Consider the following 12785-nt stretch of genomic DNA (forward strand, 5'->3'; position numbering starts at 1 on the left):
CGCGACGGGGCCCGCCCCTTTTCTGCGTGTACCGCGCCGGTCAGGTGTAGTGGCTCGACCGGCTGCTCCGGGTGAGCTTGAACACGACCGACACGATCAGGGCGATCGCGCCGATGATCAGGACCCACTTCAGTGCGCCGAAGATGAGCCCGATCACGGAGCCGAGAAGGAAGAACCCGACGACGACGGCTGCTGCGATGAGGAGAATGCGTCCCATGCCTTCACGGTACGGGCCGCACTCCCCCCGCTCACAGGGCCGAAGGCCAAGTTCAGGGCAGACTCAGGGTCATCTCAGGGTGCGCCTCGGCAGGGGAGATCAGTCGTTGGCGTGCAGCGCGGCGTTGAGTTCGATGCCCCTGCTCTCCCTGGACACCGCCTCGACGGCCCCGGTCGTCGAGTTGCGGCGCAGCAGCAGGCCCGACTTGCCCGACAGCTCCCTGGCCTTCACGACCTGCCCGTCCGGGAGGGCGACCTTGGTGCCTGCCGTGACGTACAGCCCGGCCTCCACCACGCAGTCGTCGCCCAGCGAGATGCCGATGCCCGAATTGGCCCCGAGCAGGCACCGCTCGCCGATCGAGATGACCTCCTTGCCGCCGCCGGACAGCGTCCCCATGATCGAGGCGCCGCCGCCCACGTCGGAGCCGTCGCCCACGACGACCCCGGCGGAGATCCGGCCCTCCACCATCGAGGCGCCGAGCGTGCCGGCGTTGTAGTTGACGAAGCCCTCGTGCATGACGGTGGTGCCGCTCGCCAGGTGGGCCCCGAGCCGTACGCGGTCGGCGTCGGCGATCCGCACGCCCGCGGGCAGCACGTAGTCGACCATCCGGGGGAACTTGTCCACGCCGTACACGGTCACCGGGCCGCGGGCCCGGAGGCGCAGCCGCACCTCCTCGAAGCCCTCCGCGCGGCACGGGCCGTGGTTGGTCCACACGACGTTGGCCAGCAGCCCGAAGATCCCGTCGAGGTTGAGCCCGCGCGGCCGGACCAGACGGTGGGACAGCAGGTGCAGGCGCAGGTACGCGTCGTGCGCGTCGGCCGGCGGAGCCGCCAGGTCGGCGACGCCGGTGCGCACGGCCACGACCTCGACGCCGCGGGCGGGGTCGGGGCCGACGAGCTCCGCCATGCCCTCGCCCAGGTCCTCGTGGGAGATCGGCTCGGTGCCCACGGCCGGGGGCTCGCCCAGCGCCGGGAAGGGGAACCAGGTGTCCAGCACGGTGCCGTCCGCGGCGATCGTGGCCAGGCCGATGCCGTACGCACCAGAGGTGGAGTCGATAGCTGTCATGGGCACCTACGCTACCGGCTCAGGATCCGGGATCTCCGGGGCGGACCAGACCCGACTCGTAGGCGTGCCGTACGGCCTGGGCGCGGTCGCGCAGGCCGAGCTTGGCGAGCAGCCGGTTGATGTGCGTGCTCACCGTCGCCTCGGCGATCGACAGCGCGGCCGCGATCTCGCCGTTCGACAGCCCCCGCGCGACCAGGCGGAGCACCTGCTCCTCGCGGGCCGTCAGCCCCGACTCGCCGGACGGCGTAGTGGCGGGCCGCGCGCGCCGGTAGGCGTCGACGACCCGCTCCGTCACGGCCGGGTCGAGCAGGACCTCTCCGCGCGCCGCGCTGCGGATCGCCGCGAACAGGTGTTCGGGTGGCGAGACCTTGAGCAGGAAGCCGCTCACCCCCGAGCGCAGGGCGTGGTCGAGGTTCTCGTCGGTGTCGTACGTCGTCAGCAGGATCACCCGTGGCGGCCGCGGGGAGGCGAGGATCCGCCGGGCCGCCTCCAGGCCGTCGAGGCGCGGCATCGCGATGTCGAGCAGCACGACGTCGGGCCGCAGGCTCCGGGCCAGCTCGACGGCGTGCTCGCCGTCGGACGCCTCGTCCAGCACGGTGAGGTCCGGCTGCGTCCCGATGACCAGTCGCAGCCCGGCCCGGACCATCGCCTGGTCGTCGGCGATCAGGATCCCGATCGCACCCGTGCCGTCCGGAGCGTCGTTCACGGCGTCGTTCACAGCGGCAGCACCGCCCGGACGCCGAAGCCGCCCGAGGGGAGTGGCGCCGCGGTGAGCGTGCCGCGGAACAGCGCGGCCCGCTCCCGCATGCCGATGAGCCCGTGCCCGCTCCCTCGCGTGCCCGGCCGGGGGCGCCCTTCGCGGGGGCCGTGGTCCACGACGTCGAGGCGCAGCTCCCGAGGGGTGTAGGCGACGGTCACCTCCGCCCGGGTGGCACCGGCGTGCTTGAGCGTGTTGGTCAGCGCCTCCTGCACGATGCGGTAGGCCGACAGGTCGAGCCCGGCGGACAGCGGCACCGGATCGCCCCGCACCTCCAGGGTCACGTCGAGCCCGGCGGCCCTGACCTGGTCCAGCAGGTCCCGCAGCCCGTCGAGGCCGGCCCGCGGCCCCGGGACCTCGGCCGGCGATCCGCGCAGCAGGCCGAGCATCCGGCGCAGCTCGTCCACGGCGCCCCGGCCGGTCTCCTCGACGGAGGTGAGCACCTGCCGCTCGCGTTCCTGGTCCTCGCGCAGCATGAGCCGTACGCCGCCGGTCTGCATGGTCATCACGCTGACGCTGTGGGCGACGATGTCGTGCAGCTCGCGCGCTATCCGGGCGCGCTCCTCCGCCACCGCCTCGCGGGCCAGCAGTTCGCCGCGCTCGGCGGCCTGCTCGGCGAGCGCGCGGTGCCGGCGTACGGCGAGGCCCGCGCCCGCCGCGATCGCGCACATCACCAGCGCGACGGCGACGTCCCCCGGGCCGGACGGCGGTGACGACGCGGCCAGCATGGCGGCCACGAACGCACCGGTCGCGCCGAGGCCGCACACGGCCTTGACGCCGCGCGGCCGGACCTCCGACAGGAGCGTGAACAACAGCACGAGCTGGGTGTAGAACTGCCAGGCCGCCGCCATCCGGGGCGTCAGGACGAGCAACGCGACGTTGGCGGCGGAGTAGACGGCGAGGATCGCGAAGGGGGCGCGACGCCGGAACAGCACGCCGGCGGCGGCGACGAGCCCGGCGGCTGTCCAGAGGAACAGATGGCCGCGTGAGGGGGCTGCCGTGCGCCCGCTGACCTCCTCGGCGACCGCGAACAGGCCCACGGCCACCGCGACGAGCCAGTCGACGGGGGCGGGGAGACGGCGGTGGAGCATGACGCAGACAGTAGTGGTCACTCGGTCAGGTATTCACGCCCATTGCATGACAAAAGGGGCACGCCTCCCGGCAGTGTTGGCGGGGCAATGATTCCGGGGATGCCTCCGCGATCAGCCGTCGAACTCGCCGTTCTTCACGCCCGCGATGAAGGCTCTCCATTCGCTCGGGGTGAAGGCCAGGACCGGGCCCGAGCGGTCCTTGCTGTCCCGTACGGCCACCAGCCCCGGCAGGTTTGTCGCCACCTCGACGCAGTTGTTCCCGCTGCCGCTGAAGCTGCTTTTACGCCAGATCGCCATGGACAGGTCATTCATGAGACAGATTGTCCTTGGCGTCGGAGATCAGCTTCAAGCTCTCTTCCGTCGGCAAGGCTGCATCGCAAATCTGCTCGAAGGCCGACCTGTAGCGGTCCACGTGATCGGTGCTCTCGACATAGACATCACCGGCTGTGCCCTCGACGTAGGCGACGTCTGGATCTTCCTCCTCGGCGAAGGAGAGTACGGTGAACGCGCCCTCCAGGCCCGCGTGCTCCCCGGCGGAGTAGGGCAGGATCCGGATCGTCACATTAGGCCGGCGTGCCGCGTTCAAGAGCGCCTCCAACTGGTCACACATCACGCGGTTGCCGCCGATCGGGCGCCGGATGACGCCCTCGTCCATGACCGCATAGAGTTCCGGGGCGTCGGAGCGGCTCAGAAGCGTGCGACGTGCCATGCGCGCCATGACTCGCCTGTGAACGTTGTCGGGGTCGGGCTTCCCGGGCCTTCCCGCAGTGATCACGCTACGCGCGTAGTCCTCGATCTGGAGCAAGCCGGGTACGAGCTGCACTTCCCACTGGCGGATGAGGGCCGCCTCATCTTCGAGACCGACGTACGAGCCGGTGAACACATCGGCATAGGCCGTCCACCATCCCCGCTGCCGGGCGTCCTTCGCGAGTTGGATCAGCCCGGCGCGTGCTTCGGAGCTGACTCCATAAAGGTCGCAGGTGTCGGCCACATCAGCGGGAGTCGCTCGCGTGCGACCCGTCTCGATGCGGCTGACTTTGCTGCGACTCCAGCCAAGCCGGACGGCTGCGGCCTCGGGACTCAAGCCGCTGTTCTCGCGCAGCCTCCGGAGCTCGCGAGCGAGGCGCCTGAGGCGCACCGTAGGGCTGGCAGGTGACATGAGGTCAGTGTGTCGAAGAAGGGCGTCTTCATGTGGCAGATTGCATGGATCAAAACGAATCTGCACAGTGCATTGACAGGCTGCAATTCGACAATCACCATGACCCATATGCAGAGCGAAGTCGACTCATCACGGAAAGCATCTCCGGGTAGCGGCTGATCTGCGTCATTCAGTAGCGGACCCGTCCGTCGCGGGCACGACCGGACGGGTCCTTGATCAGGAAGCGAGGTTCCTGACCCATGACCCAAGATAGGGCCACTGCGCCCGGTACGGAGTTCGCCGGGTGGCGGATCATGAGGAGCGATGTCGGGCGCTTCTGGGCGAGCCGTGAGCGGCCGTTCCCGTCGGAGGCCGAGCAGGCGGGCGCCTGCCGTACCGTCGACGGAGACGACCTGCGCGAACTGTGTAAGGCCATCGCCGAACAGGAGAGCCTGGCTGAGGTGGCGGTGCCACGGTGATCGAAAACCACATCAAGACGTCCGCCGGAGTCGGCCTCGGCGATCGAAAGGGACAAGGCAGCGGGTCCACGTGGGGCATGCCTTTCAGGCTGGGCCGCATGCTGGTCGAGCGTCCGCGTCGGTCGTGTCCACCCTGGTGCATGGAGGCGCACATCGATGAGCCTCCCGGTGAGCGCATCCACAGCGCCTGGCTGCAGTCCATCGAGCTGAACGCGATTCCCCTGGCCGGGCAGCCGCAGCGGTTGTGGATCGATCTCAGCCTCGGTCCGGGTGACGCCGAGCCCCGTGTTCATCTGCAGATCGAGGACCGCTCCTTCGTGGAGTTGACGATCGATGAGGCGCGGAGCGTCGGAACGCATCTGATCGGTCTGGCCGCTCTCGGCGTGATGGAGATCCCGCCGACGTCACCCGCGTGACACTCGTACGCGACGAGCGTCACCGATGAACTGCCCTGCCGCTCGTTGCCGGCTGCGACCGGCAGGGCCTGGGCGGTCTTCCGTAGGCACCTTCCCCGTCGAGGGAGACCGCCCCCGCCGAACGGCCGGCCTGCCGTACAGCCCTCGTTACGGCAGGCGGCCATGGTGCCCGGCCCAGAGGCCTGACGGCGCTCCTCGGAGCCGTGGCCCTTCCCCTGCGGCAGGACCTCCGCTGGTATCTCAGGCGGCGTTCTCTTCGGGTATGGCCGTCGCCTGGACGGATGCGAGGACCCCGACGAGGGCGTCGACATCGGGGTCGGGGAAGAGGTCCTCGGGGCCGCCAGGGGCCAGCGACGTGAAGGGTGACTCGTAGAGCACGTCAACCTCCATGAAGCCGTTCTTCGCCAGGAAGTCGATCACCAGGGAGACGAAGTGGAGCTGGTTCGCGGTGAGGTTCTTGCCCAACTGGAACTGGTCGAACGCCTTCGCCGCGGCCTCTCGGTCGAGCCCGGTGAGAGACCGGAGGAAGAGGCCGAGCCCGCCGTGCTCGGATTTTGCCCGCTCGATGTCGTCCGCCGTGCCGAATCCGTTCCTGAGGAAGATCAGCTCAAGCTGGTCGAGGTCAGCGGAGGTGATCTGCCGGTTGCGGTGAAGCTTCTGAATCACAAGCTCGTTCTCGTGGCTGCGCAGGTACGTCCGGACCTTGGCTTCGAACTTGGACTTGTCCGTGCCCAGGGACACCCCGTTGATCTGCGTCACGCTCAGGTCGCCAAGCTCGTCTTCGAAGTCGGTGTAGACGATGCCGCGCTTCACCTTGGGAATGAGCTTGACCAGCCCGCGCAGCCGCTTGCGCATGTTCTCCAGCATCGGCAGCGTGACGTCCTCCCACCACTGATCGGTGGTGAGGTCTTCGAGGAACTCCTGCTGCTGCTTGACGTTGGGGATCGTCAGCGTGGTCGGGTCGAGCAGCGCTGAGGCGATCTCCTGCACCTGGTCACGGAGTTTGGAGTAGTCCGCGTCCGCTTGTATCAGGGCGAGTTGCAGTCGCAGCGCGAGCAGGTCGAAGCGCTTGGCTTCATGGCTGTTGTCGTCGTCGCGGAACTCCGTGGGGAGGCCGGCCAGGGTCGAGATGATCTCAGCATGCTTGTCCAGCGTGATGCGCTGCCAGTTCGCAGGTTCGCGGTACGTCTCGACCTCGCGCAGGTGACGGCGCACCTCGACGTTGGCCGTGTTCATGTTGGCCACTTCGGCCTGAAGCCGACTGGCGAGGGACCAGCGCAGATCGACCTCGCTCTTCGTCCCGTCGGGCGTGCCGTCCGGAGACGGAGGCAGGTCGGGGTGCTGCTGGTCGAGCTTGAGCAGCAGGTCCAGCCGCTGCTTGAAAAGCCGCTCGCTGAGCGAGGGCTGCACCCTGCCCTCGGCGGTCGGGAAGTTCTGGTTGAAGAACTCCACGTTCTGGAACAAGTCGAAGACAAGGAAGCCGTTCTTGTCCTGGTTGGGACCGAACAGGTCGGGACAGAGCCGCGTGCCCCGCCCGATCATCTGCCAGAACTTCGTCTTGGACTGCACGAGCTTGGCGAACACCAGATTGACGACCTCGGGCACGTCGATGCCGGTGTCGAGCATGTCAACCGAGATCGCGATGTGCGGAGCCTTGTCCCGGTCGGAAAACTTGTCGATCAATTCTTGGGCGAGCCGCTTCTGATAGGTGATGACCTGCGCGAAGGTGCCCTTGTACTCGGGGAAGAGTTCGTTGAAGCGCTGGACGATGAACTCGGCGTGGTTGTTGTTCCGGGCGAAGACGATGGTCTTGCCTAATCGCTCCCCACCCTCGACCTTCGCGCCGTACGTCATCAGCGTGATGAGTGTCTTGTCGATCGTGTCCGCGTTGAACAGGAACTTGTTGATCTCGTCGGCGCTGATCTCGTCGGGAACGTCGTCGTTCTCCGACCAGTCGAGCGCGTCCCACTTCTCCTTGTCCTCGTCGGAGAGGTCGTCGTACTTGATGCCGCCGCGCTGGAACTTCAGCGGCACGTCCACGGCGGTCGGGGCGACCAGATATCCCTCCGCCACCGCCTCGTCCAAGCCGTAGACGTCGGTGGGCACACCGTCTTCCAGGTGGAAGAGCCGGTAGGTGTTTCGGTCGATCTCGTCCTTCGGGGTGGCGGTCAGCCCGACGAGCAAGGAGTCGAAATAGTCGAAGATCGCGCCGTACTTCTGGTAGACGGACCGGTGCGCCTCATCGATGATGACCAGGTCGAAGTAGCCGGGGCCGAACCTCCGCACACCATCGGTGGTCTCGTTGATGAGGTTCATCATCGTCGGGTAGGTCGAGACGTAGACCCGGCCCTCGTCGTTCTTCTCGTTCAGCAGGTTCACCGTGGGCACGCCCGGCAGGTGCTCCTTGAACGCGTTGGTGGCCTGGGTGACTAGGGCCTTCCGGTCGGCCAGGAACAGCACCCGCTTGACCCAGTTGGCGCGAATCAACTGGTCGACCAGGGCGATGACCGTGCGAGTCTTGCCGGAACCGGTCGCCATCACGAGCAGGGCGTGCCGCAGGCTGTCCTTGTCGAACGTCTCGTCGATGCGGCGGATGGCCCGGCTCTGATAATGGCGGCCGGCGATCTCCTCGTTGATCGGCTCGGTCGTCAGCGGGCGGCGGCTGCTGCGACGATGAATGAGGGTGCGCAGCTCGTCCTTGGTGTAGAAGCCCTGGACCTTTCGGGGCGGATAGTCCAGGTCGTCCCAGATGAAGGTGTCATAGCCGTTGGTGTAGAAGATTACCGGCCGCTGCCCGTACATCTGCTCAAGGCAGTCGGCGTACACCTTGGCCTGGTTCTGGCCGATCGCCGCATCGTGGCTGGTGCGCTTGGCCTCAACCAGGCCGAGAGGCTTGCCGTTGTCGTCCCACAACACGTAATCGACCTTGCCGGTCCCGGTCTGCGTGTCGGGCATGCCGGTGACCGAGAACTCCCGGTCCTCCTTCTTGTCGAGCGGCCAGCCCGCCTCCTTCAGCAGCAGATCGATGAGGAGTTTCCGGGTTTCGGCTTCGTTGTAGTCGTGCGTATCCTGAACGGTCGCGTTGGCCGCCTTGGCCTGCTTGATTTCGGCCCGGAGTTGCGTCAGCTCGGCGTCCAGGTCCTGGTTCTTCCGAAGCTGTTTGGCCAGCTCGGCCTGCTGCTTGGCGAACTCCTCGGCCATCTTCCGGAGTTCGTCCTGCTTCTTCTGCCTGACCTCGGCAGGCATGGGCTTGGGAATCAGCGTCTGATCGAAGGCCAGGCCGGCGGCGGGCAGAGCATTCTGGTTCCGGGCATACCGCCGGGCGAGCCAGTACATGACGTGAAACAGCTCGGCCACGGTCCTGACCGCGTCCTCGGGCGGAACCGGCCCGTGCCGATGCACGGCTGTGTTCCCCTGGCGCCGGATGAGGTCCATCTTGGTGCGGATCACCGGGCCGACCAGTTTCACCATGGTCGGCTCAGTGATCAGCGCCGCGAGGTCATCCCGGTACGGCAGCCGCAGTGTGTCGTCGGCCGTGTAGAGCCAGGTGACCGCCAGTTCGAGCGTGCGCCGGGCGTAGAAGCACGACACCCGTGGATCGGCGATCGCGAGCCGCTCCGCACGACTCGCTTCTTCGTATAAATCAGCCCATTCCGGACGAAGGAACGTGAAGTTGCCCAACGGACGCCCTCCGGGAGAAGTATTCAGTTATCCCGATCGTCCCACAAGTCCCCTCGAAATGCCCGCTGTTGCAACGACGCGAACAGATTGTCGAGTTCCCGGAGTCCGGCATAGTGGGCTTCCTTGAGTCGCTCGATCGAGGAAATTCGTACGGAAAACTGCTGCTGGATTTCGAAAGGAGGAAGCTCGATCGGCAAATCCATCAGGCGCCCCTTGGGGATGTTTGGCATCGATCCAGCACTTCCGCTGGCCAGCTCTTGAACTCTCCGGCGCTTTGACGGGTTAACCAGAAGGCGGTGAAGGTATCGCTTTGTGACTGGCGCGTCAGCTTCAACGTCAAGGCGGAATATAAGATCTGGCATGAGGAGCCTAGGGCGGGTGCTCTCGACCAAGACGCAGGCGGCCACGAGTTCGTGCGTGTTCTTTCGGGAAAACAGGATATCTCCAGCCCGAACTTCATATTCTGGATTAGGGGATACTGAGCTGGGAAGAGCCTTGTTTTCGGCCGCCTTGTACTCGCAGCTAGTGATAGAGCTGAGCTTCAAGATGCCCCATTCATCGTCTTGTGCCGGTCTATCGAGGCACTTCGGACTCTTGCCACTCTCAATCTTGTTTAGTAGGTGACCCAAAGGGACTGTCGGCCATTTGAGTTCGACCGCTTGAGGATCGCCGAACATGTCGAGGAAGATGGACTGGGCAAGGTCGTCGAGGAGGGCGATCGCCTCCTGGCGCTTTACGCGCAACGCATATGCTCGATCCAGGGCCTGTACAATCCGCCGCTGGTTCTCGTAGGAAGGGAGTGGAATCACCATTTCCAGGCAGCGCGCAAGGTTGAGGTTCGAAATATTGGTTGTCTGGCGACCGAAACTTCGAACGGTTGACTGGATTCTGGGTGACGAAAACCAGTGGTATAGATATCTCGGATGGACCTTCGAGGGGTCTGCGCGCAATGCTGAAATAAAGCCGCCGAAAGTTGCTTCCCAGTCGAGTTCGGGAACCCAGCAGCATTTTCCCACCAAATTCCAACTGTTGGCGCTAGAGACTAGTAAATCTCCTGCGCGCAAAAATTGGTTGGGTCGCTTGATAAATCTTGCGTCGACGGCCCATACATCCGAAAGGGTAATATTTTCCTGCACGTTTTTGGTGCGCATGCACCGTATTGCCCCAGGTGTATCGACGGGAACGACGTCTTCAGGCTTGAAGGTGATGCCGCGTATGAATTCGGCGATATCCCCGAGTCTTACTTCTGTCTCGCTCATCCCAGTAGGGCCTTCAGCTCAGACGTGCCCTGCTGGATATCGGATTCAAGGCGCTCCAACTCTTCCAAGATTTCCATTGGGGGGCGATGTTCTGTCTCCTCGTGGACGACTTCCTTGTATCGGTTGAGGCTCAGGTCGTAGCCCTGGGCGACGATGTCGGCTTTGGGGACAAGGAAGCTCTGCTCGGTTCTGGCTCGCTGCTTTTCGCTACCATTCCGAAGTGCCCATCGTGCGAGAACATCTGGGAGGTTGTTCTTGACGTGCTCGGCCTCGTCAAGCTGGGTCGTCGGCGTGGGGCCGAGCTTGTTCTCGCTCAGCAGAGGAGTGCGCTTGTCGTCCAGGCTGAAGCCGTCGGCCGTGACCTCGTAGAACCAGACGTCGTCTGTGCCGCCATTGTTGGTCTTGGTGAAGAATAGGATGGCTGTCGAGACTCCGGCGTACGGCTTGAAGACGCCGCTCGGGAGTTTGACCACCGCGTCGAGCTTATGGTCTTCGACCAGGATGCGGCGGAGATCCTTGTGCGCCTTCGAAGAGCCGAAGAGCACACCCTCGGGAACGATGACGGCGGCACGGCCGCCTGGCTTGAGCAGGCGGAGGAAGAGCGTCAGGAACAGCAGCTCGGTCTTCTTGGTCTTAACGACCTTGAGGAGATCCTTGGCGGTGGTTTCGTAGTCCAGGCTCCCCGCGAAAGGCGGGTTGGCCAGGATCATCGTGTAGCGCTCGGCCTCGCTCGCGGTGCTCTCGGCCAACGAGTCGCGGTAGCGGATGTCTGGCCGCTCGATTTCGTGCTGCAGCATGTTCATGCTGGCAATCCGCAGCATCGTGCTGTCGAAGTCGAAGCCGTGGAACATGCTTTCGTTGAAGTGGCGCCGCTGCGCCAGGTCGAGGAGCGCATCCTTGTGGGTCCGGTTGACGTACTGAGCCGCTGCCACCAGGAAGCCGGCGGTGCCGCAGGCCGGGTCGCAGATCTCGTCCTGCGGGCCGGGGGCCATCATCTCCACGATCAGCTGGATGATGTGGCGCGGGGTGCGGAACTGCCCGTTCTGCCCAGCAGCAGCGATCTTGCTGAGCATGTACTCGTACAGATCGCCCTTGGTGTCCTGCTCGCCCAAGCGAATCTCGTTGAGCATGTCGACGACCTTGGTGAGCAGGTTCGCCGTCGGGATCGTGAACCGGGCGTCCTTCATGTGGTGGGAGTAGGTGGAGTCTTCTCCACCCAGTTCGCGTAGCCAGGGGAAGACCGCGTCCCGCACCACCTGGTGCATGCTCTCCGGGTGCAGTTCGGTGAACTCCGACCACCGAAGGGCGTTGGTCTCTTCGGTGTAGACCGGGTTCTCGATCGGCTTGCCGCTCCGGCTGGCCTTGCGCTCCTTCGCGGTCTGGATGTCCTCCAACCGACGGATGAACATCAGGTAGGTGATCTGCTCGATGACCTCCAGCGGGTTGGAGATTCCACCCGACCAGAAGGCCTCCCAGATCCGATCAATTTTACTCTTCAGCTCGCCCGTTATCACGATGCGTCAGCGTAGTGGAGCGGCCCGACACACCATCGGCTTCCGCCACAGATTGTGACCTACGGCCAAGGGCGGTATCTCCTGACCGGGCGGATGTCGAGGAGGGCGCTCAGGCTCTCGTCAACGTCAGCGAGCCCGCCGCTTGGCCGGGATGTGCACGAGCCTGGGGCTGACACAGGCCGAGGTCGCTGAGCGGATGAATGTGCGCCAGGAACGTGTGTCGGCCATCGAACGCGCGCAACTTATTCGCAGAGCGGCTCCCCGAGCTTGACGGCTTGGCTTGAGCATCATCGGTGATCTGTGTAGCGGTGACTGCCCCCAGCGAGGTTGGCGGGGGATGCGGGGGGGGGGCGCGGAAATCCGCCTGGAGGGGGACCAGGGGTCAAAGAACGCTTTGACGACGGGTCCCGGGCCTGATCCGTACGGTCCACCGCATGCTTACCAACGCGAACTCCTTCCGCCGCGTCGCGGCGGGCGCCAGCCTCGTCCTCGCTCCGCTCTGCCTGCTCCTCGGCATGGCCGCCGACCCGTCGGAGCCGGGGGTCGAGGACCCCCTGGTGTACGCGCACAACCCGGGCGCCGTGGGCGTCAGCGCGACCCTCCTCCACTACGCGTGGATCCTGTGGGTCCCCGGTGTGATCGGCCTCGTCCACCTCGTACGCAGGAAGGGCGTGGTGCTCGCCCACATCGCCGGGGTGATGGCGGTCCTCGGCCTGGTCAACTTCTCGGCGCTCATGATCTCCGACTTCTTCGACATCGTGGCCTACCAGATGCTCCCGGCGGACCAGGCGGAGAAGCTCATGCAGGACGCGGCGCAGCCCGCGGTGATCGCCGCCTGGCAGATGCCCGGCATGATCGGAAGCTTCCTCGGGCTCGTCCTCGTGGCCGTCGCGTACGCCCGGGCGGGCCGGGCGGGATGGTGGTTCCCGGCCGGTGTGCTGGCCGGGATCATCGTCTGGCTGTTCGGCGCGAGCGCCTGGAACCTCGTCCTGGGGCTCGGCGGCCCGGTCATCCTGCTCGTGGTCTTCGGTGTCGTGGGCGTCTCGATGATCCGGATGCGCGACGAGGAGTGGGCCGCGACCTCCGCGTGACCCCTGTTGTCACCCTGTTTCGCGGGGTCTCAGGTTGAAAGAGGCGTTTGCGGGGAAAGTTGACTCGGCACCACCGA

13 protein-coding genes are annotated in these 12785 nt (G+C 65.6%); 4 read left to right on the top strand and 9 right to left on the bottom strand.

What is annotated here, in order from left to right; genetic code table 11:
- Positions 1–40: 40 nt before the first annotated feature.
- The 6 genes from HHX40_RS18015 to HHX40_RS18040 all read right to left on the bottom strand — a co-directional run bounded on the left by HHX40_RS18015 (position 41) and on the right by HHX40_RS18040 (position 4289).
- Complete coding sequence (locus tag HHX40_RS18015) at positions 41–217, bottom strand: hypothetical protein (protein WP_182873855.1); 177 nt, start codon at positions 215–217, stop codon at positions 41–43.
- Positions 218–316: 99 nt separating this feature from the next.
- Entirely contained in the window at positions 317–1282 is a 966-nt protein-coding gene (dapD, locus tag HHX40_RS18020; RefSeq protein WP_182873854.1) for a 2,3,4,5-tetrahydropyridine-2,6-dicarboxylate N-succinyltransferase, read from the bottom strand.
- A 19-nt stretch (positions 1283–1301) separates the two neighbouring features.
- Complete coding sequence (locus HHX40_RS18025; RefSeq protein ID WP_310738169.1) at positions 1302–2000, bottom strand: response regulator transcription factor; 699 nt, start codon at positions 1998–2000, stop codon at positions 1302–1304.
- Entirely contained in the window at positions 1997–3130 is a 1134-nt protein-coding gene (locus tag HHX40_RS18030; RefSeq protein WP_182881485.1) for a sensor histidine kinase, read from the bottom strand. Before HHX40_RS18030 ends, HHX40_RS18025 begins: the two co-directional genes overlap by 4 nt.
- Positions 3131–3241: 111 nt before the next feature.
- Positions 3242–3442 carry a DUF397 domain-containing protein gene (locus tag HHX40_RS18035; protein WP_182873852.1) on the bottom strand — a complete coding sequence of 67 codons (201 nt, stop codon included), beginning with the start codon at positions 3440–3442 and terminating at the stop codon, positions 3242–3244.
- Positions 3435–4289 carry a helix-turn-helix domain-containing protein gene (locus HHX40_RS18040; RefSeq protein ID WP_182873851.1) on the bottom strand — a complete coding sequence of 285 codons (855 nt, stop codon included), beginning with the start codon at positions 4287–4289 and terminating at the stop codon, positions 3435–3437. Before HHX40_RS18040 ends, HHX40_RS18035 begins: the two co-directional genes overlap by 8 nt.
- Positions 4290–4582: 293 nt before the next feature.
- Between HHX40_RS18040 and HHX40_RS18045 the strand changes: the two genes are divergently transcribed.
- Together HHX40_RS18045 and HHX40_RS18050 are read left to right on the top strand one after the other, a co-directional pair.
- Positions 4583–4747, top strand: coding sequence for a hypothetical protein (locus HHX40_RS18045; RefSeq protein ID WP_259402221.1), 165 nt, complete (start codon positions 4583–4585; stop codon positions 4745–4747).
- 98 nt (positions 4748–4845) lie between these two features.
- The gene (locus HHX40_RS18050) at positions 4846–5163 is read left to right on the top strand and encodes a hypothetical protein (RefSeq protein WP_182881486.1); all 318 of its coding nucleotides are present in this window, start codon (positions 4846–4848) and stop codon (positions 5161–5163) included.
- A 240-nt stretch (positions 5164–5403) separates the two neighbouring features.
- Here the strand turns inward: HHX40_RS18050 and HHX40_RS18055 are convergent, their stop codons facing one another.
- From HHX40_RS18055 to HHX40_RS18065, 3 genes are read right to left on the bottom strand one after another with little or no spacing between them, the layout of a single operon-like run.
- The gene (locus HHX40_RS18055) at positions 5404–8844 is read right to left on the bottom strand and encodes a DEAD/DEAH box helicase family protein (protein ID WP_182881487.1); all 3441 of its coding nucleotides are present in this window, start codon (positions 8842–8844) and stop codon (positions 5404–5406) included.
- A gap of 23 nt (positions 8845–8867) precedes the next feature.
- Positions 8868–10103 (bottom strand): restriction endonuclease subunit S, encoded by a 1236-nt coding sequence (locus HHX40_RS18060; protein WP_182881488.1) that lies wholly within the window; start codon positions 10101–10103, stop codon positions 8868–8870.
- Positions 10100–11617, bottom strand: coding sequence for a type I restriction-modification system subunit M (locus tag HHX40_RS18065; RefSeq protein WP_182881489.1), 1518 nt, complete (start codon positions 11615–11617; stop codon positions 10100–10102). Before HHX40_RS18065 ends, HHX40_RS18060 begins: the two co-directional genes overlap by 4 nt.
- Positions 11618–11768: 151 nt before the next feature.
- Between HHX40_RS18065 and HHX40_RS35785 the strand changes: the two genes are divergently transcribed.
- Positions 11769–11888: a helix-turn-helix domain-containing protein gene (locus HHX40_RS35785; RefSeq protein ID WP_220499244.1), complete on the top strand. Its 120-nt coding sequence runs from the start codon at positions 11769–11771 to the stop codon at positions 11886–11888.
- A 163-nt stretch (positions 11889–12051) separates the two neighbouring features.
- Positions 12052–12708: a hypothetical protein gene (locus HHX40_RS18075; protein WP_182881490.1), complete on the top strand. Its 657-nt coding sequence runs from the start codon at positions 12052–12054 to the stop codon at positions 12706–12708.
- The last annotated feature ends 77 nt before the right edge of the window (positions 12709–12785 follow it).

This window comes from Microbispora sp. H10949, from assembly GCF_014161435.1.
Lineage (GTDB): Bacteria > Actinomycetota > Actinomycetes > Streptosporangiales > Streptosporangiaceae > Microbispora > Microbispora triticiradicis.